Genomic DNA, 24,817 nt, shown 5'->3' on the forward strand with positions numbered 1-24,817 from the left:
TTCAGAGCTGAATCGCAAAGGAGTGAAGATGCTGAAAGAACTTTTGAAGTCAGTACGTAAGAATGACTTGGTTAAATCTGCCGAAAAGGCCGCCAAGCAGACCGCCCAGCAAGCTAAGCAGCTAGATACTGAAGCGCTAACTGAAAATGTTTCAGCTCTTGCTTCTCAGTTTGCCTCCAAGGCTACCGAGCTAGCCAGCCAGACCCGTGACTGGGCCGCTCCTCGTGCAGAGCAGGCTTGGAAAGAAACCGTTAAGGTTGCCGCCCCGAAGATTGAAGCCGCTTCCAAGGCTGTTAAGCCCAAGGTTGATGCCGCTCATGAAAAGCTAGTCTCTGACTACCTACCTCGCGTCCAGAAGGCCATGGCTGATGCCGCTGCTGCCGCTCAGACCGACGCTCCCCTACGTGAGCGCGCTTCTGATGTTGCCGCTGCCGCTCAGAAGGCACTATCTGAGCCCGTCAAGAAGGGCCACCCGGTTCTCAAGGGCCTAGGCCTAAGCCTACTAGCTGGCCTAGTTGGCGCTGCCGGTTACGTCCTCTGGCGTCGTAGCCAGCCCGTTGAAGATCCCTGGGCTGAAGAGTACTGGGCTGACCTAGAAGCTAAGACCGAAAACGTCGACTTCGCTGCCGCAGCTGAAAAGGCTGAAGAGGCTGCCGAAGAAGCAGTTGCCAACATGGAACTTGACGATCCGAAGGAAGCTGTCAAGGACGCTGCTGAAGCTGTCGAAGACAAGGTCGAGGACGCTAAGGAAGCCGTTAAGGACGCTGTCGAAAAGTGAGTCCACACTTAGTCGACAAAAAGTAGTTACTTAAAGTTTTCCCCGCAACCAACATGGTTGCGGGGAAAACTTTTTATCAAAATAAGGGGCGCAGGCTTCCTCGTCCTAAAACCTAAGGTTTAGGGGTGGGGCCTAAAAGCTAGCGTCTAGCGCCAACGTAGGACCATCATGAAGCCGGCCATCATGAAACCTAGGGCGATGGCCATGTTCCAGTTACCAATGCCGGGGACGGGGTAGCGAGCTCCGGATAGGTAGTAGACCATTAGCCACACTAGGCCAATGAGTCCTAGGGCAACGAATACTGGGGCCCACCAAGACGGGGTGGGTTTGATTCCGTCCGTCCAATGCGGAGCGATTTCAGTATCCTTTTCATGTACGTGCTTTACTTGCTTACCGTCAATCTTGCGCTTACGGCTTTCCGGCATAGTGAAACTCCTCTATCGAGCCACGCGAAGGCAGACATGAAACTCACATGGGAACTATCCACACGCGCAGCCAAAGCATGACAAACTAAATAACGAGGAAATCTTACCAATATTGCGAATAAACTAAAAAAGGGGAATTTTTGGCACGTTCGGAAAAGCGTCGTCGTCGGCCCTCTTGGGTTTATGGCGGAACGGTAATCACCATGTTGATTGCCGGCCTGATTCTAGGTACCAGCGCCGTTAATTACGGCGGTGGCCGGCATGCCACCGACCTGCGCACCCTCATCCACAATGAAGAACGCAGCGCCCTTGAAACTAAGCAAAGTAATGAAGCTTTGCGCAAAGAAATTAACGAACTAATCAATCAGCGCACGAATTTTGCTCAGAAGAATCAGGTCCCGGGGCTTGATCCCCTGTTGCCGGTTTCCGGACCCGGCCTAGTGATCTCAATGAGTGACTCGTCGAATGTACCCGTTGGTGAAAATGTCGATCTTAATGATTACGTGGTTCACCAGCAGGATATTGAGGGTGCCATGAATGCTCTTTGGGTGGGCGGTGCTGAAGCGATGAGCGTCCAAGGCCACCGCGTGGTTTCCACCAGTCAGATCCGTTGCGTGGGTAACGTGATCTATGTGGATGGTGACGTGTATTCCCCTCCCTATGTGATTAAGGCGATTGGGGACCCGGTAGAACTTCGCAAAGCCGTAGATGAAGATGCTACGATGGAGGTCTTCAGGCAGTATGTAAAAGCCAAGCAGTTAGGTTTAACGGTAACCACTGATTTGAACCTGAAATTGCCTGGTTCTGCTAAGCCCTTAATCAACACAGATATGAAAGCGGATAATCAATGACCCCGACTCGTAGTGCTCACCGTAGGCAACGAACCGCCGGTCAAAAAATTCGTTATGCGATTTTGACGTTGATCGGTTTTATTGGCGAACTGTTAATCACCGCGTCCTTTGTGATTGGTATGTTTGCTATCTGGCAGCTTTACTGGACCACACTTGAGGTGGAAGCTGGCCGTGACCAGCAGGTCACCGTGTTCCAGGATTCCCTCCCGCCGGCTCCCAGTCATATTTCTAACGATATTCGCCATGATGCACCGCCAGAGGTTGGTAATGTTCCCGATGGCCAGGTGTTTGCAACCATGTACGTGCCACGTTGGAACATGATGCAGATTCCGATCGCTCAGGGTACCCAGCAGTACATTCTGGATCAGGCTTTTGCGGGCCACTATGATGGCAAGATTAAGACGGCCATGCCGGGCCAGTTGGGTAACTTCTCCGTGGCGGCTCACCGTCGTACTTACGGTAACTCTTTCCGTCGCATCCATGAGATCCAAGAGGGCGATCCGATCATTGTGGAAACCAAGGATGCGTACTTGGTTTATAAGGCCACGAAGCATCAGATTGTGTTACCCAGTGATTCTGCGGTGATTGCGCCCGTGCCCGGCGATTGGGGGGCGGAGCCAAAGAAACGTCTAATGACTATGACCACCTGTGATCCGGAGTTCGGCAATAGTCACCGTTATATTCAGCATTTGCAGCTTGACCACTGGGTACCGCGTGAGAGTGGTATCCCCGTAGAGATGACTCAGGAGCTTAAGTAAGTATGTATTCTTGGTTTTTCCGTAAGGTACTTCCGGGGCCGACCTGGTTGCGTATTATCGAGTCCCTGTTTTTGATCTACATGATCACCCTGGTTTTGTTCCTGTGGGTTTACCCGTGGGTTAACGACTACTTTAAGCTGCAGGGTAATACGGTCGGCTAGTTACCGTTTTATGCCACCTGTGAGCGTCTTTTGGGGTCTTCCTTAGGGAAGGCCCCAGTTTTATTTTCCGAGGACGCTGGCTGGCCTTTTTGGGCATGAAGAAACCCCCGATACTTTCTGTACCGGGGGAATCAACTCTGAAAGGAGCGAACCATGAAATTCGCTGTGGAGCCTACGGGACTCGAACCCGTAACCCCCTGCTTGCAAAGCAGGTGCGCTACCAATTGCGCCAAGGCCCCTTGGGGGTTTTAGAAATCTTTGGACGCGGTGGCGTCGTGCCAGATTTCTTTCCTCAATCCTAGGTCACGCCACAGGACAATGCCAGCGGTTGCGAGGATTGACACAAAGAGTGAGATGAAAAAGTTACGTCCAAACTTTCGCATTGAAGAACTCCTTCCTCTTTGTCCGTGGGCCTAGCTGGACTCGAACCAGCGACCTCTTCCTTATCAGGGAAGCGCTCTAACCGACTGAGCTATAGGCCCGTGACAGTAATGCCACTGTGCTTTGAGCACTCGAAAATATTAGCCTAGCAGAACCTGTTAAGCAAACTTAAGCGCTCATGGGTGATGCAATGCACTACTCGTCAATCAATTGGACGGTCACACCGCCAACCAACTTAACCACGACGTTGTAAATCAGGGCCCCAATGGTAGAGGCAACGGTCATTAGCAGGACGTTAATGACGGCGATTACTGAAGACAGTGCCATGGCTTTACCGAAGTGTAGGTATTCCAAGAGAACGTCGATTCGGGGGGAACCGAATTCTTTGGCGACGTTCTCAATTCCGGCCCAGACGTGCATGGAGTTCAGAACGGTCCACAGGATCGCGGTGGCCACAATAAAGGCGATTCCTAGCGCTACTGAGAGCAGGAAGGATAGTCGCAGCACGGACATGGGGTCCACGCTTTCTACGGTCATCCGGTAGCGGCGTGGTGCCGGGCTCTGGTTAGTGCTCATTCGTTATCCTCCGTCTCCGGGTTCTGATCCTCTTGGTCAGAAACTTGAGCTTCAGCGCTGGTTTCCTGAGCTTCAGAGCTTGCTTCCGGTGTGGTTTCACCTTCGGCTTCTGCGGCTTCGTCTTCCAGTTCTCGTTCTACGTTCAAAGCTACCGCGGTGACGCGGTCGCCCTGATCCATACGTACAAAGGTTACACCCTGGGTGGAGCGGCCGGTCTGGCTAACGTCAGAGACGGCCGAGCGGACAATCTTGCCGCCTTCCATGATGGTTAGGACTTCGTCGGTTTCGGTGACGACTAGGGCACCGACTAAGTCGCCGCGGTCTTCCACAATCTTGGCAACCTTGATACCGAAACCGCCACGTCCCTGAACGCGGTACTGGTCTAGCTGGGTGCGCTTAGCGAAGCCACCTTCGGTTACGGTGAACAGGTCAGCTTCGTCGTGGGCGACAACCATGGCTAGGAGGGCGTCACCATCGCGGAACTTCATGCCGCGAACACCAGAGGTGGCACGACCCATGGGGCGGAGGGTGTCATCGTTAGCTTCGAAACGAATCGACATGCCCTGGCGGGAAACCAGTAGTAGGTGTGAATCGTCATCGGCTAGGACCGCAGAGACTAGCTCGTCGGGCTTGCCGTCCTCGTCCTCGCGCAGGTTGATGGCAATCAAGCCAGCGGAACGCGGGGAGTCGTATTCGGAAAGTCGGGTCTTCTTGACCAGGCCGGACTTGGTAGCCAGGACCAGGTACTGGGCCTGCTCGTAGTCGCGTAGGGCCATGACCTGGGCGATTTCTTCACCGGGCTGGAAGGCCAGGACGTTAGCGACGTGCTGTCCCTTAGCGTCACGGCCACCTTCGGGTAGTTCGTAGGCCTTGACGCGGTAGACGCGGCCTAGGTTGGTGAAGAATAGCAGCCAGTGATGCGTGGTGGTGGCAAAGAAGTGCTCGACCACGTCGTCATCACGTAGGGAGGCACCGCGAACGCCCTTACCGCCACGCTTCTGCGAGCGGTAGTTGTCGGTGCGGGTGCGCTTGACGTATCCACCGTGAGTGATGGTGACGACTACGTCCTCTTCGGGGATTAGGTCTTCTTCAGACATTTCACCGTCGAAGGGCAGGATGGTGGTGCGGCGTTCATCGCCGTACTTGTCCACGATAACCTTGAGCTCTTCAGAGACGATCTGACGCTGACGCTCGGGGCGGGCCAGAATGTCGTGGTAGTCCTTAACCTTGGCTTCTAGTTCGGCGTGCTCGTCAACGATCTTCTGTCGTTCTAGGGCAGCCAAGCGGCGTAGCTGCATGGCTAGGATGGCGTCTGCTTGGACTTCGTCGATGTCCAGTAGTTCCATTAGGCCGCGCTTAGCGTCATCCGTGGTGGGTGAACGGCGAATCAAGGCGATGACTTCGTCTAGCGCATCTAGGGCCTTGAGGTAGCCGATTAGGATGTGTAGGCGCTCTTCGGCTTTCCGCAGGCGGAAGGCGGTCCGGCGAGAGATAACATCCATCTGGTGGTTGACCCAGTGGCGAATGAAGCCGTCTAGGGACAGGGTGCGGGGCACACCGTCGACTAGGGCCAGCATATTAGCCGGGAAGGAGTCCTGTAGCTGGGTGCGCTTGTAAAGGTTATTTAGCACCACCTTGGCGACGGCATCGCGCTTGAGGACGATCACTAGTCGCTGACCGGAACGGTCTGAGGATTCGTCGCGGATATCCGCGATGCCCTGGATCTGGCCGTCCTTAACTAGCTGGGCGATCTTCGCGGCTAGGTTATCGGGGTTGACCTGGTAGGGCAGTTCGGTGACTACTAGGCACTGGCGGTTGTTGATTTCTTCCACGTTGACGACGGCACGCTGCACGATGGAGCCACGGCCGGTGCGGTAGGCTTCCTCGATGCCGCGGCGGCCGAGGATGGTGGCGCCGGTGGGGAAATCGGGGCCCTTGACGCGGGCTAGGAGCGCGTCTAGTAGTTCGGTCTTGGAGGCCTCGGGGTTTTCTAGGAACCACTGCACGCCCTCGGCTACCTCACGGAGGTTGTGCGGGGGGATGCGGGTGGCCATACCAACGGCGATACCTTCGGAACCGTTAACTAGAAGGTTCGGGAAGCGGGCCGGCAGGACGGAGGGTTCGGTGGTGTGACCGTCGTAGTTGTCTACGAAGTCGACGGTTTCTTCGTCGATGTCACGGACCATTTCCATGGCCAGCGGGGCCATTTTACATTCGGTGTAACGGGGGGCCGCGGGGCCTAGGTTACCGGGGGAACCGAAGTTACCCTGTCCGGCGACTAGCGGGTAGCGCATGGACCAGGGCTGGACTAGGCGGGCTAGGGCGTCGTAGATCGCGCTATCACCGTGGGGGTGGTAGTGACCCATGACGTCACCGACGACGCGCGCACACTTGGAGAATGACGAGGACGGGCGGTAGCCGCCGTCGTACATGGCGTAGAGGACGCGACGGTGGACGGGCTTGAGGCCGTCACGTACGTCGGGGAGGGCACGGCCGACGATAACTGACATGGCGTAGTCCAAGTAGGACTTTTGCATTTCAGATTCGAGTTCAACCGGGTCGATCCGTCCGTGGTTAAACGCCTTTAGTTCTTGCGGGGCAACCTCTGGTAGGTCTTCAAAATCGCTCAACTTTTTCTTCCTTAGTTTTTAACCGGGCGGATCAGATGTCCAAGAAGCGGACGTCTTGGGCGTTACGTTGAATGAAGTGGCGGCGGGATTCGACGTCTTCACCCATGAGCACGCTGAAGATTTCGTCAGCGGCAGCGGCTTCACCTAGTTCAACGCGCTTGAGGATACGGTTTTCGGGGTCCATGGTGGTTTCCCAGAGTTCCTGGGAGTTCATTTCACCAAGACCCTTGTAGCGCTGGACGCCACCGTCTTTGGTGAGGCGGTGTCCGGCGGCTAGGCCGGCGGCTAGGCGGACGTCGCGCTCCCGGTCAGAGAACACGAACTCGTGGTCTGCGTTGGTCCACTTGAGTCGGTACAGGGGCGGCTGTGCTAGGTAGACGTAGCCCTGTTCGACTAGGGGGCGCATGTAGCGGAATAGCAGGGTGAGCAGTAGCGTGTTGATGTGCTGGCCGTCGACATCGGCGTCGGCCATGATCACGATCTTGTGGTAGCGCAGTTTGCTCATGTCGAAGTCTTCGCCAATGCCGGTACCGAAGGCGGTAATCAGGGACTGTACGGTGTCTGAGGACAGCGCGCGGTCTAGGCGGGCCTTTTCGACGTTCAGGATCTTACCGCGGATGGGCAGGATGGCCTGGTGCTTAGGATCGCGACCACCAACCGCAGAACCACCTGCGGAGTCACCCTCTACGATGAAGATTTCGCACTCTTCGGGGTTCCGAGAGTTGCAGTCCTTGAGCTTGCCCGGCATGGAGGCGCTTTCTAGCGCGGTCTTGCGGCGGGTTGCTTCGCGGGCCTTGCGGGCGGCCATGCGGGCAGCGGCGGCCTGCATGGCTTTCTGGATGATCTGTTTGGCGTCTGCCGGGTGGGCATCTAGCCAGTCACCCAGTTGGCTGTAGACGGTCTGGTGCACGAAGGTACGGGCCTCGGTGTTGCCCAGCTTGGTCTTGGTCTGGCCTTCGAACTGGGGTTCAGAGAGTTTAACGGAGATGACGGCGGTGAGGCCTTCGCGGATATCGTCACCGGTTAGGTTCGGGTCCTTATCCTTGATGATGCCCTTTTCGCGGCCGTACTTGTTAACCAGGGTGGTTAGTGCGGTACGGAAGCCTTCTTCGTGGGTACCACCTTCGATGGTGTTAATGGTGTTCGCGTAGGTGTGGATGGATTCCGTGTAGGCGGAGGTCCACTGCATGGCGATTTCGACGCTGATGGAGCGTTCACCGGTGTCTTCGGCCTCAAAATCGATGATTTCGTGGACGGTTTCGACCTTCTTGGTGGTGTTTAGGTATTTGACGTAGTCGACTAGGCCTTCTTCGTAGCAGAAGGTGACGGACTTGTTGTGTGGCTCATCGTTGGTATCGTCTTCGTCGCCAGAGATTTCGTCGCCCGCCTGGGTTTGGTTGGGGCGTTCATCCGTGAGGGTGATCTTGAGGCCCTTGTTGAGGAAGGCCATCTGCTGGAAGCGGGCCCGGAGGGTCTCATAGTTGTAGGTGGTGGTTTCGAAGATTTCCGGGTCGGCCCAGAAGATCTGGGTGGTACCGGTTTCTTCGGTGGCCTCGCCCTTTTCTAGCGAGGTCGCGGGGTGGCCACCATCTTTGAAGGTTTGGCGCCAGGTGTAACCCTGTCGTTTAACGATGGTTTCGACGCGCGTGGAGAGGGCGTTTACAACAGAGATACCCACACCGTGTAGACCACCGGAAACGGCGTAACCGCCGCCGCCGAACTTACCGCCGGCGTGCAAGATGGTCATGACGACCTCAACGGTCGGTTTCTTTTCGGTGGGGTGTAGGTCTACGGGGATACCACGGCCGTTATCGGAGACGCGGACGCCGCCGTCTTCCTGGAGGGTGACCTCAATGTGAGTACAGTAGCCAGCTAGGGCTTCATCTACTGCGTTATCAACGACTTCATAGACCAGGTGGTGCAGGCCGCGTTCACCGGTTGAGCCAATGTACATGCCTGGGCGTTTGCGAACGGCTTCTAACCCTTCGAGGACTGTAATGTCACTGGCGCCGTATTCGCGATTCTGTGCTTCCGCCACGAAAGCTACTCCTTAAACTTCACGGAATTTAACAGTGTCATTCTACCCTATTTTTTGGGGTTTCAGAGGGTATAGACGCGCGAAAACGGCCGCAAAGTGGCCTGAGAGCGATTTGAGGGTGCTATCCGTAGGTGTCCCTAGGTCCCCGTCCCGGAACCGACAGAGGGCCTTTTTTCCAATTCGGTCCCTTGGGCGGAAGAATGATTAATTGTTTAACGCCCGCTTGGGCAGCCCCAATTTTTCGCATGATATTGGGGATAAGTAGCTTTAGCTGCTGTGCCCAGGCGGTAGAAGAAGCGCGAATAATCAGCTTACCGTCTTTAAAAGACTCGATTTCGGCATGCTCAGCGATCTGCGGACCGACCATTTCTGCCCAGTTTGTCATTATGCTGGCTGCGGACAGTTCTTTTTCCCGACCGTTAAAAATCCCACTAAACATGGGACCAACTCTCTGCGGGTCGCGCGCGGACGGACCCGGTCCAGACATGACGCGCGGTAAACCCACGCCCGCGGAATAGCCCAGGATACGAGAATCGGTTTTAGCGGCCTCGGCGCGTAAAAACTCGGCGGGGCTCTGTTCCGTGTAGGTGCTGCGTTCCAGGTTGCCTTTTAGTTCCGAAAGCGGCGAACTTAGCGCTCCCCCGGCGAAGGCTTCCTGGCGTGCCCGCTGGAAGGCCTGCAGGGGGTAGTCCGAGTCTTGTGGATCGGCTTCAGTTTCACTCATGGGCCTCTCCTTCACTGGTGGTTGCATCTAGGATCAAACTACCGGCTGCTTCATCGCGACGCACGCGGATCTGATGAGCATTGAGGCACTCGGGTAGATCCTGCGGGACGGCAGCAGTGATTAGCACCTGCTGGGCCGGGAGGATCATTTGGGCTAGGGCGGCTCGACGTTTTTCGTCTAGTTCAGCAAAGACATCATCCAGAATTAGAACCGGACGCTGGGCGGCATCTTCACTATTTCCGCCCAGCACGCCATAGGCCCCAAGTCGAAGTGAAAGCGCCACTGACCAGGTTTCCCCGTGAGAGGCGTAGCCCTTTACCGGCAGGTGGTCGAGGTAGAGTTCCAGGTCGTCCCGGTGGGCGCCCACTAGGTTGACCCCGCGAATCATTTCTTCCTGGGCACGCTGGGCCATGCCTTGAAGTAGCCGGGCGGTTAGGCCTTCGAGTTCATGGTCGGCCTCGGTTTGGGCGGGAATTAGTTCATCGATTTTCGCCTGGTAACGCAGGCTTAAGTCGCGGCCTTCAGGGGCGATCTTTTCGTGGGCGAGGGCGGCTTCGGGCTCTAGCTGGGTGACGAATTCTTTGCGGGCAATGATTAGTTTTGCGGCCAGATTGGCCAGCTGTTCGTTCCACACTTGCAGGGTGGCCGCGGCCGCAGAAGAGTTAGTTGCGGATAGTCCGGCCCCGGATTTTTTGAGCTGTTTTAGTAGGGCGCCACGCTGTTTGAGGACTTTTTCGTGTTCGGTTTTTAACTGCGCTAGGCGAATATCAGATTGTCCTAGGTAGTCGTCTAGGAAGCGGCGGCGTACGGCAGGTTCGGCACGCACTAGGCTGAGGTCTTCGGGGGCAAAGACCACGGTTTTTAGTTCCGCACTTAGTTCCCGAGGGCGCACTTTGGTGCGATTTATTTTGGCGCGGTTAGCTTTTCCGTTGATGATTTCCAGTTCGAGGATGCGTTCGCGGCCCTCTTTGTTGACCTTTAGTCGAACTACTGCCCCGGCGGGAACATTCTCCCCGGGACGGGGCGCTCTAACTAGGGCACTATCTGTGCCAACCCGGTGCGAACTGAGGGTAGAGACGAAAGCGATGGCTTCGACTAGGTTGGTTTTTCCCTGTCCGTTTGGCCCGGTTAGCACGGTCACGCCCGGCTCAAAGTGGAGCAGGGCGTGACGGTAAGAACGAAAATCGTCTAGGGCGACGTCAGAGACGTACACGCTTAACTAGTTTTCTTTGGCTCAGACGCCGTAACGGATGGGCATCAAGAGGTAACGGAAGGAACGGTTGTCTTCGCCCTCGGGATCTTCCTGTCCGGTTAGGACAGCAGGCTTGGAGGGGTGAATGAAGGATAGTCGCACGTAGGGTTCGTTAATGACCGCTAGGCCTTCAGTTAGGTAGTTGGGGTTGAAGGCGGTGGCGATATCTTCACCGAAGATCTGTGCGGGCAGGCTTTCCTTTGCCTGAGCATCTTCACCGGCACCGGCGGTTAGTTCCAGGTTGCCTTCAGAGAAGCTGAGGCGGACGGGAGTGTTGCGTTCGGCCACTAGGCGCATACGACGGGTGGCGTCGATTAGTTCCTGGCGTTTAACTACCGCGTGGATGGGGGTTTCATCCGGGAAGAGGTTACGGACCGGTGGGTATTCGCCATCCATTAGGTTCGAGGTGGTCATGCGCTCACCGGCGGCAAAACCGACGATGCGGGACTGGCCGGGTACGGCTGCCTCTGAGATAGCTAGCGAAATATCACCCACGGAGGTCATGGTCTTGGCTACTTCGGTCAGGACCTTGGAGCGAATCAGGGTGGAACCCTTGAAGTTCGGATCGGTGGGGTGCCACATGATTTCACGCATGGCTAGGCGGTAACGGTCGGTGGCCATGAAGGTCATGTTGGCGCCGTCGATTTCTACCTTTACGCCGGTTAGAAGCGGTAGGGTTTCGTCCTTGGAGGCGGCGATTGCTACCTGAGAGACGGCAGTGGCTAGTTCCTGGGCGTCGATGCTGCCATCAATCTGGGGGAATTCCGGAAGGGTCGGATATTCGTCAATGTTCATGACGCTTAGGTGGTAGACCAGCGCGTCACAGCGGATGACAACCTTGTTATCTACCTGCTCGAAGGTAATGTCCTTGGGCGGTAGTAGCTTGGCGATTTCTAGGAGTAGTTTACCGAAGACTAGGACTTCACCTGGTTGTTCTACTTCCGCGGGAACTTCTGCTTTAGCACTGGTTTCGTAATCGAAAGCAGAGATTACTAGGGAACCTTGAGCAGCGGAAAGACGCACACCAGCTAGTACTGGTACCGGCGGACGCTGCGGGACTGCCCGGGAGCCCCAGGTAATTGCTTCCGCTAGGACGTCACGGTTAATTGTGAACTTCACGGGTAAAGCCTTTCGGTTGAGGTATCTGGCAATACTTTACGTTACTAGCGGGTAGACCTACAAACCTAAAAGCAAATCTGGGGATCGAAAGCGGAGTTTAGTTTTCTGATTCCGGTTGAATCGCTTTTCGGTGTTTGTTGTTAGCTAGTTTTTTAGATTTCAAATTTTTAATTAATTATCTTCATAGGGTGTGTGAATTTTGGGGAAAACCGAAATTTTTGTAGTTATTCTGCGCATTCGGTAGTGGATACGCCGGGGAAAAGTGCGGGCATAAATTACTGGGCGGCAGTGGATAAATAATTGTGGGTTTTAAACAATTAACAATTCGGGGTGTTCAATTCCCAAAGTTTGATGGTTTTCCCCAAGATTTTTGGCACTTGTCCACAGGGAACTACAAAAATGGCGAAATTTGAGCCTATTTGGAGCGTGCTGCCTGTTTAATTCTGTTAGTAAGTTCAGAGACCTGCTGGAATACCTGGCGTTTTTCGGCCATGAGCTGGCGAATCTTCTTATTGGCGTGCATGACGGTGGTGTGGTCGCGTCCACCGAATTCCTTACCGATGGCCGGTAGGGATAGGTCGGTTAGTTCACGACATAGGTACATGGCAATCTGACGGGCGTCGACTAGCATGCGGGATCGGTCAGCCGAGCAGAGCATTTCAATGGTGGTCTTAAAGTAGTCCGCGGTTTGGGACATGATCAGGGCCGCGGTGATTTCTTCATCTTCCGGGTCGGTAATGATGTCCTTGAGGACCATTTGGGCCATCTTCAGGTCAACTTCTTGGTTAGAGAGGTTAGCCATGGCGGTGACGCGAATGAGGGCACCTTCTAGTTCACGGATATTGGTGCTGATTAGTGAGGCAATGTATTCCAGGACCTCATCGGGGGCTTCGGTACCGTCAGCGATGGCTTTTTTACGCAAAATCGCAATACGGGTTTCCAAGTCCGGGGGTTGGACGTCGGTTAGTAGGCCCATTTCGAAGCGTGAACGCATGCGATCTTCGAAGCCCTCTAGTTTTTTCGGGGGTAGATCAGAGGTGATCACAACCTGTTTATTGGCGGTGTGGAGAGCGTTAAAAGTATGGAAGAACTCTTCCATGGTCTGTTCTTTACCCTGGATGAACTGAATATCGTCAATTAGGAGGACGTCTACTTCACGGTAGCGGCGCTGGAATTCTTCCGCGCGGTCGTCACGAATGGAGTTAATGAAGTCATTGGTGAACTCTTCAGAAGAGACGTATTTGACGCGTAGGTGCGGGTAGAGGGACAGGGCGTAGTGTCCAATGGCGTGCATTAGGTGGGTTTTGCCCAGTCCGGAGCCACCGTAAATAAAGAGCGGGTTGTAAGCGCGGGCCGGAGATTCAGCGACGGCCGTGGCGGCCGCATTGGCGAATCGGTTTGAGGCACCAGTAACGAAGGTTTCGAAGGTGTACTTGGGGTTTAGGCGCGCTTCGATGATGGTTTCTTTAGAGACGCCACTTTGGGGTTCTTCATTTTCGACTACTTTATGGAGGCCGTAGACCGGATTTTCTGGGTCAAAATCGGTGAAGGTACCGGTTTTGGCATCGTATTGGGCCTGGTAATCCGGGGATAGGGCGTCGAATTCTTCAGCTTCTGCGAAAGATTGGGAGGCGTCGATTTTTTCGGGGTCGAGGTGGCCGGGCGCGGTTTCGCGGGTTTGGGGGCCTTCGTTTTGGGTTTCGGGGCTTTCGACGGTGAAAGCTAACCGGACAGGTTCACCCAGTTCGGCACTGAGCGCGGCAGAGAGCGGTTCAATGAGGCGGGTTTCGATAGTGGTTTTGGTGTAGTTATCGGGGGTGGCTGCCAGGATCGTGCCGGCAACGTTACCAAGAGGCCTGACCAGAGCAATGGTGGCGCGATCCATTTGTGAGAGTGAATCTAGGTTGGCCAAAGCGCGATTCCATGCTTCGTTCAGGGCATTGGTAGTCATGCGTAGCCTCTCTGCAGTTTTGCTGGTCGGGTCAGTTAATGGTCTTACTCACTGTACATCCCGTGAGTTAGTGGTCACATTTTGCCATTATCTCAAACTTTCCACAAAGTTATACACAGGTTGGGGACAACTTTTTGCCCGTTTCCGGGTTTTTGGGGCTTTTTAAGATTCGCAGAATGATGCGGATAATTTTGGATTTCCGCGGAATCTAGCCAAATTTGTCACATCGAAAATCACATTGATGTTATTCACCTTCTTATCCACAGTTGTGAATATGGGTGTAAACTGTGAGTTCTGACGGGAGCGGCCTGTCCACATTGACGTAGCTCAAAATTGGCCGTACAGTTGGATTTCGCCTGTGTTCAATACAGGCCCCATTTTGACTAAGTCGCGAACATCTAGTTCGCAACACATTAGGAGATGAATCGTGAAGCGGACTTTCCAGCCTAACAACCGTCGCCGCGCCAAGGTGCACGGCTTCCGTAAGCGCATGAGCACCCGCGCCGGCCGCGCCATCCTGGCTGCTCGTCGCCGTAAGGGTCGCGCCAGCATCAGCGCCTGACGTGTTGCCACGTGCGCACCGCATGGTTAAACCTGCGGACTTTACGGCAACATATCGTCGTGGCGCCACCGTGGCTACCCAGCGCATTGTTTTGCACGTACAAGCCGACAAGAGCCTAAAACAACCGGCACTTGTCGGCTTCGTCGTACCCAAAAAGGCTATCCCCAAGGCCACGGGAAGGAACCTAGTCAAACGTCGACTACGACATGCGATGCAGGCCGAACTTCCCCAACTACCCGACGGGATCAGGGTGGTGGTCCGCGCTCAGGCGGCCGCCCTAGACGCCAGTTATCAGACTTTAGTGGCGGATTTACACCACAAACTGCCCCTGGGAATCAAGCGGGCCGAAGCTAAAGCTGAACGACAAAAACCTCTTGAGCAAAATCCGGGACTAAAAGAGGAGGCCCAATGAGCTTCCTCGCCAAACCCTTTATTGCGCTAATCCGCGGCTATCAAAAGCATATTTCGGCCGGCCGACCCAGGAAATGCCGCTACTACCCCACCTGTTCCGGGTACGCGGTTGAGGCGCTCCAAACCCACGGCCTACTAAAAGGTTTAACCTTGGGGACCTGGCGGATCCTACGCTGTAATCCCTGGTCTTTAGGGGGCGTGGACCCGGTACCGGAAAAGGGACGCTGGCGAGTAAAAGAGTTTCCCTCCTACTCGGAAATCCAGGAAGCCAGAAAAAATGGCACCCTCACAGAACTTTTGGCCGACTATCCGAACGGTGCTGAAATCGCGAAGGGACTGGGCGAAACTATGAGCGATACTAAACGCCAAAAACGCCCCAAACGCGGTTCGAATCAATAGAATAGGCCAGTAAAGATTTTTTTATGTTAATCAATTCTCTAGGAGTCACATGCTAGCGACGCTTCTCGCGACTGAAGGAAATGCTTCGTCGCCCTCGATGATCACCAGTTACGGCTGGTACGACACCGTGCTATACCCGTTGAAGTGGATCGTCGCCTGGGTCATGGTCATTATCCACAAGTTCCTCACCCTGATTGGGATTCCCAACGGTCCGGGCATCGGCTGGATTCTATCGATCGTGCTACTGACCGTAGCCGTTCGTTTGGCTATTTTCCCGCTGTTTACCAAGCAGATTCGCTCGCAGCGGGCTATGCAGGCGCTGGCTCCTGAGATCAAGAAGCTGCAGGCTCGCTACAAGGGCAAGAACGATACTGCTTCTAAGCAGGCTCAGCAGCAGGAACTAATGGCACTCTACAAGGAGCACGGCACCTCGCCCTTCGCTTCCTGTTTGCCGATCCTAGTTCAGATCCCGATCTTTACCGCACTATTCCGCGTGCTCGCGGCCACCGCCGGTATTGAAACTGGTGACTACACCAAGGCTTCTGGCCGGACCTCCATTGGTCCGCTAGATAAGGCCATGGCTATCGACATTAACAGCACCAAGCTTTTCGGTGCGAACATGATCGAAACCTTCTCTACCGCGGCCACCAACCAGTCCAAGATTGTGATTGGCGTGCTCATCCTGATCATGGTTTTGACTCAGTTCTTCACCATGCGTCAGATCTCCGTAAAGAACATGCCGGCTTCTGCCCTAGAGGGCCCGCAGGCCAATGTTCAGAAGACCATGATGTACATCATGCCGCTGTTCATCGGTATGACCGGTTTCTTCTTCCAGGTTGGTCTACTGCTCTACATGCTGACCACCAACTTCTTCACCCTGGGCCAGCAGCTCTGGGCCATTAGCGCCATGCCGACCCCCGGTTCGGAAGCCTACAAGAAGTGGCACGCTAAGCAGCAGGCTAAGTACGACACCTTCTTTACTCAGGTCACCGCTGAATACGACCAGAAGCTCGCTAACGTGGGCGCTGATCAGCAGGTTACCGATCTAGAAGCAGCCCGCGAAGAGCTCATCATTGAACGCGATGAAAAGCTTCGTCTAGAGCGTGTCCGCCTGGGCCTTGAAGAAAAGAACAAGAAGGTCGAAGTTCAGACTCAGACTGGCCCGCGCGTACAGCCCACTCGCAAGCCGCGTGCGGCCCGTAAGAACTCTGGCAACCCGGCAAAGAACCAGCGTTCCCAGCAGAACGCGCAGGACGATTACGATGCAGAGCTGGACGCAAACGGGCAAGATAGTGAAGAAGGACTTTCGGCAGAAGAGATTGCTCGTCGTCGTGCTGAGCGTCGCGCCGCCGAACGTGCCCGCAAGGCCGCTCAGCGTGAAGCTAAGATGAAGGCTCGCGAAGAACGTCTACGTAAGCAGGGTCGTCGCCCCGGCGACATGGAATTAGGCTGAAAAGTCACGGAAAGGTGAATAAATATGTCAACTGAAAAAACTGAGTTGATTAAGCGCCTGGAGGCCGAGGGTGATATTGCCGCGGACTACCTGGAAGAACTCCTAGACATCATTGACGTGGGCGGAGAGTTCGAAATCGACGTGGAACGCGATCGCGCTACCGTGGAAATCGTCGACGATGAAGACGAACGCGAACTACGCCGCCTCGTTGGTCGTGATGGTGCCGTCCTAGACGCACTACAGGAACTAACTCGCCTGGTAGTCCAGAATGAGACTGGCGAGCGCTCTCGCCTAATGCTAGACATTGCCGGCCACCGTAAGGCTCAGCGTCAGCGTCTAGCTGCCATCGCGGAAGAGGCTGTTACCCGCGCCCAGGCTACCGGTGAGCCGGTCCGCCTCGAGCCCATGAACCCCTTCGAACGCAAGGTTTGCCACGATGTGGTTTCCGCTGCGGGTCTTTTCTCTGACTCTGAGGGCACCCCGCCTAACCGTCGCGTGGTCATCTACCTGGAAGAACCTGAGGTTCTGGTAGACGAGGAAGACGACGAAGCGTGAGCGAAGAATTAACCGTTGATGTCCCCACGGAGGGCATGCGTGAACTGTTCGGTCCCCACTTTGGGCAGATCGAGCACTTCGCGCAGATGCTCATTGACGAGGGTGAGTTGCGTGGCCTGATTGGTCCGCGTGAGTTGCCGCGTTTGTGGGGACGCCACTTGGTTAACTCGGCGGCGATTGTGCCTTTCTTGCCGTCGCGCGGGACCGTGGCGGACGTTGGTTCCGGGGCTGGTTTCCCCGGGATTGTCGCCGCGGCTATGCGTCCAGATCTGGAGTTTCATCTGATCGAGCCCATGGAGCGTCGCATTAACTGGCTGGAGCTAGTGGTGGCGGAACTGGGCTTGGACAACGTCCAGCTGCGGCACATGCGTGCAGAAGAGTTGCACAAACGTGAAAGCTTTGATGTGGTGACCGCTCGTGCGGTGGCCGCGATGGATAAGCTGGCTCGCTTTACCGCACCTTTGATTGTTCGCGGTGGACAGCTGGTGGCCCTGAAGGGTCAGAGCGTCGAGGACGAGCTAGAAAAGGCCAAGTACGTCTTGAAGAAACTGCATCTAGTGGACGTGAGCGTTAACGAGGTAGAGGTGCCGGACGCCCCGGCTACTATCGTGGTTACCGCCAAGAAGGCCTAGGACGTAGTTTTCACGCGGTTTACTTGGTTTAAGCCCTGGCTGAGTTTTTAGCTTCTGGGTTATCCCCAATTTCGCTATCCCCATACCTTCGGGTGTGGGGATAAGTTTTTTGTGCTCAGTCCGTTAAACTTGAAACGTTAATTGTCTTTACTTTAAGACATGGTTTCAGTGCCAGTTTTAGAAAGGTGCCTAAGCGTGAGTTCAGCTGTTCCGGATACCCCTTTAGCTAATGCTTTGGCGCGCAATGCCAAGGATTTAGCGGCTTTAGCGCGGACTGAGTTTCCGCGTCCGAAACAGCCGGTGGTAATGACTTTCGCAAACCAAAAGGGTGGCGTCGGTAAGACCACCTCGGCCGTTAACGTGGCTGCGGCACTGGCCGATGCGGGCCTTGAGGTCGTGTTGATCGATATTGACCCGCAGGGTAATGCGTCCACAGCTCTGGGGGCTGAGCATCACGCGGGAACCCCCAGTATCTATGAGGTGCTTTTGGACGGGACTCCCCTGGCTGAGGTTTTGCAGCCCTGCCCGGATTTGGCCCACCTGCGCGTCTGCCCGGCCACCTTGGACCTTTCTGGGGCCGAGGTCGAGCTGGTAGATGTTCCTAATCGTGAATACCTTTTGGAACGCGCCCTACGTTCGTTCTTGCGGGCGGAACCGGAAGTTGACTACGTGATTATTGACTGCCCGCCGTCTTTGGGCATGTTGACTTTGAATGCTTTTGTGGCCGCCCGGGAGGTTTTGATTCCTATCCAGGCTGAGTACTACGCCCTTGAGGGGCTAAGTTCGCTTTTGCGTGCGATTGAGCGGATTAAGGTGAAGCTGAATCCCGAACTGCGGGTTTCCAATATCTTGGTGACCATGTTTGACGGGCGGACTAATCTATCCCGTGAGGTAATGGCAGAGGTTCAGAATCACTTCGGTAAGCAGTTGATTCATACGCCTATTCCTCGTTCGGTGCGCTTGTCAGAGGCACCTAGCTACTCACAGTCGGTGATTAGTTATGATCCACGTTCTACTGGTGCAATTGCCTATCGCAAGGCCGCGTTAGAAATTGCGATTCGTTTTGGAGGTAAGTAAAGATGGCAACTAAGAAACGTGGTGGCCTAGGACGCGGCCTTTCCGCTCTGATTCCCGATTCCCAGGTGGAAGAAGCGCCGCCCAGCGATCCCTTAGATGTCTTCTTCCCGTCGGCAAATGTTTCACGTGAAACAAATTCGGGTTCCGCAGCGAAGACGCAGCGCTCAAGCTCAGATGCTACCGAAGGTCGCGGCGCTGTCACCCGGAGCCAGTCAGTACGTGCATCACGGGCTACCTCTACTCTTGATGAACTTCTAGGCCCTGATTCAGATGCCTTGAATCCCGAAGATACTTCAAAGTACGGTGGCTTAAGTGTACTGGGTGATCCGACTGAGGATCCTACGCCAGAGGTCGAAGCAGAACAGCCAAAGCGTCGCAGCGTTCGCGATTTACTAGATGCACCAAAGGACCGCGCTCGTGCTAAGAAGACGAGTCGTGGTGCACGTGGTAGCGCTTCCCGTGATGCTGCTAAGAAGTCTGAAGCCGCTGCCAAGGAAGCAAATGTTTCACGTGAAACAATTTCTGTGGAACAGAAATCCTCGGCTAAGGCATCCCCGTCTAAAGCTGAATCGACTCGTAAGGCTCAGGTCGAAGCAAAGCAGGCAGGCACTAAAAAGGCCTCTGCGACTAAAGCAGAAGTTACTCGCAAGTCGACTGCCACTAAGGCTACTGCCACTAAGGCTACTGCCACTAAAACGGCAGGTTCATCAGCCATCGCCAGTAAGACTTCAGCCAAGTCATCTGTAAAATCTGGCAGTAATGATGTCGGAAAGACTGCTGCTTCAGTAGTTGAGGAAGCAAATGTTTCACGTGAAACAATTTCCGATTCCGTGGAACTAGCTCCCGTGCCCGGTGCCAGCTTTGGTCAGATTCCCATCTGGTCGATCATTCCTAACCGGGTACAGCCCCGTACTATCTTCGATCCGGAAGATCTACAGGAGCTGATGGATTCTATCCGCGAGGTCGGAATCCTACAGCCCATTGTGATTCGCCCCTTGCCGGAGGCCGAAGCAAAACAGATCTATCAAGACCGTCTTGCGCAAGCTGAAAGCCGGGTGGAAGTCCCAGAGATTGACGAACCGCTAAAGGCAGAAGGCGATCTTGAAGCCCTACTTACGGTTGAGCAGCTCAAGCAGGCCGGTGTACCCCGATACGAACTCATTATGGGTGAACGTCGTCTGCGCGCTTCGCGTCTAGCTGGCCTAGAAACCATCCCGGCCATTATTCGTCGTACTGAAGATTCAGACCTGCTGCGCGATGCACTACTAGAAAACCTGCACCGGGCACAGCTAAACCCCATCGAAGAAGCTGCCGCCTACCAGCAGCTAATGGAAGACTTCGGTTGTACCCAGGAACAGCTGTCGGTAAAGATTGCACGTTCTCGCCCCCAAATCGCGAACACCATGCGTTTGCTGAAGCTTCCTGGTTCAGTCCAGCGGATGCTCGCCGGTGGGACGATCAGTGCCGGTCATGCCCGTGCGCTACTGCGCCTTGAGGAAGCTGCGGATATGCAGATCTTGGCGGAACGCATTGTGGCCGAAGGCCTCTCTGTACGTACTGTAGAAGAGCTTGTGGCTATGGGTGCGGTACGTGGTGCTGCTGGGAAGGCAAAGCGGGCACCCAAGCCCCGCAACCTACCTGACCACCTACAGCGCTTCGCCACCGATCTAGGTGACCGGCTAGATACCCGCGTCAATATTCAACTAGGCAAGCACAAGTCGAAGATCATCATTGAATCAGCGGACCCGGCTGACCTAGAACGCATCATTAGCATCCTAGAAGGCAAAGCCTAAGTTTCACGTGAACCTAAGATAACCACTTAGCTTGCTAGGCATTGAAGCAAATAGTTTTGGGCCCCACCAAGAGTTACTTGGTGGGGCCCAATGCTTTACCAGCTAGCTATATTTCACCTTGTGTTCAACCAGCAAGTGTTATATCACCTGGTGTTCTGTCAGCTTGTGTTTTAAGAGCTAGCGATAGTGACTAAGGCTGCTGTTTAGAGTTCAGGATTGAGCAGCCTGGCGAACGATATTCATTAGGACCGACTCTAGCCCGGTAGCAGCCTCGGCAGCCTGCGGGAATAACGACATCTCAGTCATACCCGGGGTGACATTCGCGTCGATAAACCAAGCCCGATCCTGGTCATCCAAAATCAAGTCAATGCGCGCAAAATGACGCATCCCCAAGACCTGGCCAACCAGCTCTGCCGCCTCAGTAACCGCCTGCAACTGGGTCTCAGATAGACGTGCCGGTGCGTAGAAGATAGAACGACCGGTCTCATAGCGGGCACTGAAATCGTACTCGCCACCCTCGATCTCAATCTCTACCGGCGGCAGTGCCTTAAGGCCATCACCCTGATCAGCAAGGGAAACGGCAATCTCTTTACCGTGTACTAACTTTTCCACCATGGCGGTATCACAGTAGGCAAAAGCATCGATTAGGGCCAAACGCAGTTCCTCTACGTCCTTAACCCTAGTAACACCCAAGCTGGAGCCACCATTGGCGGGCTTTACTACCAAGGGGAAATCCAAGGTAGAGACAATCGCATCAATCAGGTTCGGAGCGCCCACCTGCTTGAACAGCGCACGCGGAAGCGCCACTGCCTCTGGGCTTAGTCCGCCCGCACGTAGCACTTCTGCCTTGGCATGCGGTTTAAAGGAAGCGATGGAAGACTCTTCCGCCGGGGTGCCCACAAAGGGCAGGGAAAGCAGTGGCGGGATGGTCTGCAGTGAACCATCTTCACCAATGCCACCGTGTACCAGGGGCCAAGCCAGATCAAAGTTTCCCTTGCGTAGGTTCGGAATCAAGGTGGAATCGAAGTCTAGAACTTCCACCTCAAAACCGGCATTACGTAGTGCTAGAGCTACGGTGTGCGCACTCTTTAGAGAAATGTCGCGTTCATGGGTGACACCACCGGTAATGACGGCAATCCGTAGTCCATCTTTGGTTGCGGCAGAGTTAGCTTCAGTGGAGGCTGCGACTGCTGCTTCAGAAATTGTTTCACGTGAAACATTTAGTTCAGTCATGGGTCTCAGTCCTTATCTTGTGCGGGATATTGTGAGCGGGGGGCATCGGGTGCATCCACCTTTAGACCCTGTACTGGAGTAAGTTCAACGCCGCCAAAAAGGTCGACGAGTTCCTTTTCGCGATTAACGACCTCGGCTAGGCGGCGAACGCCTTCCCGGATTTCATCCGGCGGTGGGAAGCAGTAGGACAGACGTAGGTGATCGCGCCCCTGTCCGTCAGCGTAGAAAGCGGTACCGGAAACATAAGCCACCAAGCCGGTAACTGCACGCGGCAGCATATCTTTAGCATCTAGACCTGCCGGAAGCTTTACCCACGTGTAGAAGCCGCCAGAGGGCTTAGTCCACTCACAGATCGGCAAGTACTGTTCCAGGGACTCCAGCATGGCGTCACGGCGTTCCTGGTACATGCCACGGTAGGTCTGTACCTGCGCAAACCAGTCAAACTCCTGCATATAGGCGTGAATGGTCATCTGCGACATCATGGACGGGGAAAGCACCGCTGATTCATTCGCCAAAACCAGCTTGTCGCGAATCGCGTGCGGGGCTAGGGCCCAGCCAACCCGGTAACCCGGGGCAAACATCTTAGAGAAAGAACCTAGGTAGACCACGCCCTCGGGGTTAAGGGACTGTAGGGCCGGAAGCGGATCGCCACTGAAACCCAGTAGGCCGTAGGGGTTATCTTCGACAATCAGGACCTGCAGGCGGTCACAAATTTCAATGATCGCGCGGCGGCGTTCCATAGTTTGGGTGACGCCCGCGGGATTGTGGAAGTTAGGGATCGTGTAGAGGAACTTTACGGCCTTGCCTTCAGCGCGAGCCTGCTTAATGGCTGCCTCAAGGGCATCGGGTAGTAAACCGTCATGATCCATGGCCACGTGCCGAATATCAGCCTGGTAGGCGCCAAAGATACCCAGGGAACCCACGTACGAGGGAGCCTCACAGAGGATGACGTCGCCGGGGTTGACGAAGATCTGGGTGATTAGGTCAACGGCCTGCTGGGAGCCAGTAGTGATGACGACGTTCTCATAGTCGCCATCAATGCCTTCTTTAGCCATGATTTCACAGACATCGCGACGGATCGGATCCCAGCCGCGTCCCTGACCGTACTGAAGGGCCTGGGCGCCGTGTTGGCGGACTAGCTCGGCAACTGAGTCAGCTAGTTTGTCTAGGGGTAGATCCTTGATATTAGGCATACCGCCGGCCAAAGAGACTACCTCTGGGCGGGAAACTACCGAGAACAGGGAGCGAACTTCTGATTCGCGCAGATTCTGGGCGCGGTCAGAATACGTATTCCACCATGGATCTCGACGATTACCTTGATTTAAGGGGCGCTGTGAACTCAAAGCTGCCTCGCTTCCTTTAAGACCTTAGTGAGTTTCCATTTTCGCATATTTATGGGCTAAACAACAGATAGAGAAGAGCGTGCCCAAAAACCCCGGGAGTAGAGGGAAAAAGTGCGCCTACCTAGGGGCAAAAAGATAGGCCTAAGGGAGCCGAAATCAGCACCCTCAAGCCTATCTGACAGTCTGTCGTAAAAACTTTCAGGAAAGAATGTACTTACGGACCTGCTTTAGGATCTCTTCCTTGGTGTGAACGCCGGTTAGACGCTCTACGACCTCGCCATCAAAGAAAACCAGGACAGCCGGAATGGAACGCACCTGGTAGGTGGCCGGGCTGGTGCGGTTTTGATCCACGTTCAGCTTCCAAACCTGAGCCTGATCGCCTAGTTCCTTAGCGACCTGATCAATGATTGGGGAAAGCTTCTTGCACGGTTCGCACCAGGGAGCCCAAAAATCAACGACCTTCAGGCCCTTATCTAGGCGGATTTCCGCGCTAAACTGGCGGTCGGTAAGAGTCTTAACTTCACTCATTCTTATCCTCCAAAGCAGCTAGGTACTTTTCGGTGTCTAGGGCCGCACGGCAACCGGAAGCCGCCGCGGTAATCGCCTGACGGTAGGTGTGGTCAACAACGTCGCCACAACCAAAGACGCCCGGTAGAGAGGTGTTGGTCTGCGGGTGAGCCACCTGCAGGTAGCCAGCCTCGTCCAGTTCCAGCTGATCCTTGAATAGTTCCACGCGCGGATCGTGACCAATGGCCACAAACAGACCGGTAGCGTCCAGTTCGCGGGTCTCACCGGTGACGGTATCGGTCAGGGTGACGCCGGTTAGCGCATCGGTGCCGTGCAGTTCAGAAACAGCGGAATTCCAGGCAAATTCGATCTTCGGGTTGTCCATGGCACGCTGCGCCATGATCTTTGAGGCGCGTAGTTCATCGCGACGGTGAATGACGGTGACCTTAGAGCCAAACTTGGACAGGAAGTTAGCTTCTTCCATGGCCGAGTCGCCGCCGCCCACCACGGCAATGTGCTGATCCTTGAAGAAGAAACCGTCGCAGGTGGCGCAGTAGGAAACGCCGCGGCCGGACAGTTCAGCCTCGTTAGGTAGGCCCAGGGTGCGGTGAGCCGAACCGGTCGCAAGGATGACGGTCTTGGCGTGGTATTCGGCCTCTTCGGTGCGCACAATCTTGACGTCACCGTCTAGTTCCATGCTGGTGGCGTCCTCGAAAAGAATCTCAGAACCAAAGCGTTCAGCCTGCTGGTAGAAGTTTTCCATGAGTTCGGGACCCATGATGCCCTCGGGGAAGCCGGGGTAGTTTTCGACCTCGGTGGTGTTCATGAGGGCGCCGCCGGCGGCTAGGGCGCCAGCTAGGACTAGGGGCTTGAGCTCGGCGCGGGCTAGGTAGATTGCGGCAGTATAACCGGCCGGACCTGAACCGACAATGATTACGTCACGTACTTCTTGATCTACGGTCTTTTCCGTATTTTCGTGAGGGGTGACTAGGCCACCAAGGTTGCCGGCGAGGTTGAAATCAGCCATTACGGGTCCTTTCGGTTATGCTTTGCGACAGTTTCGGATCCAGACTGGTCCGGGTGCGCGTTTATTCTATACCCCCAAGAGGGTGGCTTTGGTTAGTTTTTGGCCATTTTTAGGCTGCTAGCGCGAAAGTTAGCGGCTAGTTAGGCGGCTAAGAAACTAATCCTTGCTATTAGCTACTAAC

At 55.0% G+C, this 24,817-nt stretch carries 25 protein-coding genes and 2 tRNA genes; 12 read left to right on the top strand and 15 right to left on the bottom strand.

All coding sequences use genetic code 11. The annotated features are described in order from the left end of the window. Positions 1–28: 28 nt before the first annotated feature. The gene (locus BSR28_RS02270) at positions 29–778 is read left to right on the top strand and encodes a hypothetical protein (protein WP_083562903.1); all 750 of its coding nucleotides are present in this window, start codon (positions 29–31) and stop codon (positions 776–778) included. 146 nt (positions 779–924) lie between these two features. Here BSR28_RS02270 and BSR28_RS02275 read toward each other — a convergent pair whose 3' ends face one another. Continuing rightward, positions 925–1,203, bottom strand: coding sequence for a cell division protein CrgA (locus BSR28_RS02275; RefSeq protein ID WP_073708321.1), 279 nt, complete (start codon positions 1,201–1,203; stop codon positions 925–927). A 140-nt stretch (positions 1,204–1,343) separates the two neighbouring features. Here BSR28_RS02275 and BSR28_RS02280 point away from each other — a divergent pair, with 140 nt between their 5' ends. Genes BSR28_RS02280 through BSR28_RS09095 form a run of 3 tightly spaced genes read left to right on the top strand, consistent with a single transcriptional unit; the run spans position 1,344 to position 2,973 of the window. Continuing rightward, a complete protein-coding gene (locus BSR28_RS02280; protein ID WP_073713235.1) occupies positions 1,344–2,054 on the top strand; it encodes a DUF881 domain-containing protein in 711 nt (236 codons plus the stop codon). Then, positions 2,051–2,812, top strand: coding sequence for a class E sortase (locus tag BSR28_RS02285; RefSeq protein WP_073713236.1), 762 nt, complete (start codon positions 2,051–2,053; stop codon positions 2,810–2,812). The genes BSR28_RS02280 and BSR28_RS02285 overlap by 4 nt, the downstream gene beginning before the upstream one ends. Positions 2,813–2,814: 2 nt before the next feature. Beyond that, on the top strand, positions 2,815–2,973 hold the full coding sequence (locus BSR28_RS09095) for a hypothetical protein (protein ID WP_198928905.1): 159 nt from the start codon (positions 2,815–2,817) through the stop codon (positions 2,971–2,973). Positions 2,974–3,139: 166 nt separating this feature from the next. Here the strand turns inward: BSR28_RS09095 and BSR28_RS02290 are convergent. The 10 genes from BSR28_RS02290 to dnaA form a co-directional block, all read right to left on the bottom strand. Beyond that, positions 3,140–3,212 (bottom strand) — tRNA-Ala (locus tag BSR28_RS02290). A 9-nt stretch (positions 3,213–3,221) separates the two neighbouring features. Next, positions 3,222–3,356, bottom strand: a complete 135-nt coding sequence (locus BSR28_RS09245; RefSeq protein ID WP_269148038.1) for a hypothetical protein — start codon at positions 3,354–3,356, stop codon at positions 3,222–3,224. Between the two features lie 25 nt (positions 3,357–3,381). Beyond that, positions 3,382–3,455, bottom strand: a tRNA-Ile gene (locus tag BSR28_RS02295). 94 nt (positions 3,456–3,549) lie between these two features. After that, entirely contained in the window at positions 3,550–3,930 is a 381-nt protein-coding gene (locus BSR28_RS02300) for a DUF3566 domain-containing protein (protein ID WP_073708318.1), read from the bottom strand. Beyond that, a complete protein-coding gene (gyrA, locus tag BSR28_RS02305) occupies positions 3,927–6,494 on the bottom strand; it encodes a DNA gyrase subunit A (protein WP_269148041.1) in 2,568 nt (855 codons plus the stop codon). Before gyrA ends, BSR28_RS02300 begins: the two co-directional genes overlap by 4 nt. A 97-nt stretch (positions 6,495–6,591) precedes the next feature. Next, positions 6,592–8,598, bottom strand: a complete 2,007-nt coding sequence (gyrB, locus tag BSR28_RS02310) for a DNA topoisomerase (ATP-hydrolyzing) subunit B (RefSeq protein WP_073708316.1) — start codon at positions 8,596–8,598, stop codon at positions 6,592–6,594. 121 nt (positions 8,599–8,719) lie between these two features. Continuing rightward, positions 8,720–9,322, bottom strand: coding sequence for a DUF721 domain-containing protein (locus BSR28_RS02315; protein ID WP_158020315.1), 603 nt, complete (start codon positions 9,320–9,322; stop codon positions 8,720–8,722). After that, on the bottom strand, positions 9,315–10,535 hold the full coding sequence (gene recF, locus BSR28_RS02320) for a DNA replication/repair protein RecF (RefSeq protein ID WP_073713238.1): 1,221 nt from the start codon (positions 10,533–10,535) through the stop codon (positions 9,315–9,317). Before recF ends, BSR28_RS02315 begins: the two co-directional genes overlap by 8 nt. 21 nt (positions 10,536–10,556) lie before the next feature. Further along, entirely contained in the window at positions 10,557–11,693 is a 1,137-nt protein-coding gene (gene dnaN, locus BSR28_RS02325) for a DNA polymerase III subunit beta (RefSeq protein ID WP_073708314.1), read from the bottom strand. Between the two features lie 415 nt (positions 11,694–12,108). Beyond that, positions 12,109–13,644, bottom strand: a complete 1,536-nt coding sequence (gene dnaA, locus BSR28_RS02330; RefSeq protein ID WP_073708313.1) for a chromosomal replication initiator protein DnaA — start codon at positions 13,642–13,644, stop codon at positions 12,109–12,111. Between the two features lie 424 nt (positions 13,645–14,068). Here dnaA and rpmH point away from each other — a divergent pair, with 424 nt between their 5' ends. The 8 genes from rpmH to BSR28_RS02370 all read left to right on the top strand — a co-directional run bounded on the left by rpmH (position 14,069) and on the right by BSR28_RS02370 (position 20,526). Beyond that, complete coding sequence (gene rpmH, locus BSR28_RS02335) at positions 14,069–14,206, top strand: 50S ribosomal protein L34 (RefSeq protein ID WP_071164851.1); 138 nt, start codon at positions 14,069–14,071, stop codon at positions 14,204–14,206. Position 14,207: 1 nt separating this feature from the next. Further along, positions 14,208–14,618, top strand: coding sequence for a ribonuclease P protein component (gene rnpA / locus BSR28_RS02340; RefSeq protein ID WP_083562907.1), 411 nt, complete (start codon positions 14,208–14,210; stop codon positions 14,616–14,618). Further along, entirely contained in the window at positions 14,615–15,016 is a 402-nt protein-coding gene (gene yidD, locus BSR28_RS09270; RefSeq protein WP_073708311.1) for a membrane protein insertion efficiency factor YidD, read from the top strand. Before rnpA ends, yidD begins: the two co-directional genes overlap by 4 nt. 49 nt (positions 15,017–15,065) lie before the next feature. Further along, entirely contained in the window at positions 15,066–16,469 is a 1,404-nt protein-coding gene (gene yidC / locus BSR28_RS02350; protein WP_233120587.1) for a membrane protein insertase YidC, read from the top strand. Between the two features lie 24 nt (positions 16,470–16,493). Then, positions 16,494–17,024, top strand: coding sequence for a Jag family protein (locus tag BSR28_RS02355; protein WP_073708309.1), 531 nt, complete (start codon positions 16,494–16,496; stop codon positions 17,022–17,024). Positions 17,025–17,059: 35 nt separating this feature from the next. Then, complete coding sequence (gene rsmG / locus BSR28_RS02360) at positions 17,060–17,656, top strand: 16S rRNA (guanine(527)-N(7))-methyltransferase RsmG (RefSeq protein ID WP_073708738.1); 597 nt, start codon at positions 17,060–17,062, stop codon at positions 17,654–17,656. A 195-nt stretch (positions 17,657–17,851) separates the two neighbouring features. Further along, complete coding sequence (locus tag BSR28_RS02365; protein ID WP_269148039.1) at positions 17,852–18,733, top strand: ParA family protein; 882 nt, start codon at positions 17,852–17,854, stop codon at positions 18,731–18,733. 2 nt (positions 18,734–18,735) lie between these two features. Continuing rightward, positions 18,736–20,526 carry a ParB/RepB/Spo0J family partition protein gene (locus tag BSR28_RS02370; RefSeq protein ID WP_083562908.1) on the top strand — a complete coding sequence of 597 codons (1,791 nt, stop codon included), beginning with the start codon at positions 18,736–18,738 and terminating at the stop codon, positions 20,524–20,526. 210 nt (positions 20,527–20,736) lie between these two features. Here BSR28_RS02370 and BSR28_RS02375 read toward each other — a convergent pair whose 3' ends face one another. From BSR28_RS02375 to trxB, 4 genes are all read right to left on the bottom strand, one after another. Continuing rightward, positions 20,737–21,759, bottom strand: a complete 1,023-nt coding sequence (locus BSR28_RS02375) for a D-alanine--D-alanine ligase family protein (protein WP_073713239.1) — start codon at positions 21,757–21,759, stop codon at positions 20,737–20,739. A 5-nt stretch (positions 21,760–21,764) separates the two neighbouring features. Next, positions 21,765–23,102, bottom strand: coding sequence for an aminotransferase-like domain-containing protein (locus BSR28_RS02380; RefSeq protein ID WP_073708306.1), 1,338 nt, complete (start codon positions 23,100–23,102; stop codon positions 21,765–21,767). Between the two features lie 198 nt (positions 23,103–23,300). After that, positions 23,301–23,630 (bottom strand): thioredoxin, encoded by a 330-nt coding sequence (gene trxA, locus BSR28_RS02385; RefSeq protein WP_073708305.1) that lies wholly within the window; start codon positions 23,628–23,630, stop codon positions 23,301–23,303. Further along, complete coding sequence (gene trxB, locus BSR28_RS02390) at positions 23,623–24,636, bottom strand: thioredoxin-disulfide reductase (RefSeq protein ID WP_083562910.1); 1,014 nt, start codon at positions 24,634–24,636, stop codon at positions 23,623–23,625. The genes trxA and trxB overlap by 8 nt, the downstream gene beginning before the upstream one ends. Positions 24,637–24,817: the final 181 nt, after the last annotated feature.

This window comes from Boudabousia liubingyangii, from assembly GCF_001907245.1.
GTDB classification, from domain to species: Bacteria; Actinomycetota; Actinomycetes; order Actinomycetales; family Actinomycetaceae; genus Boudabousia; species Boudabousia liubingyangii.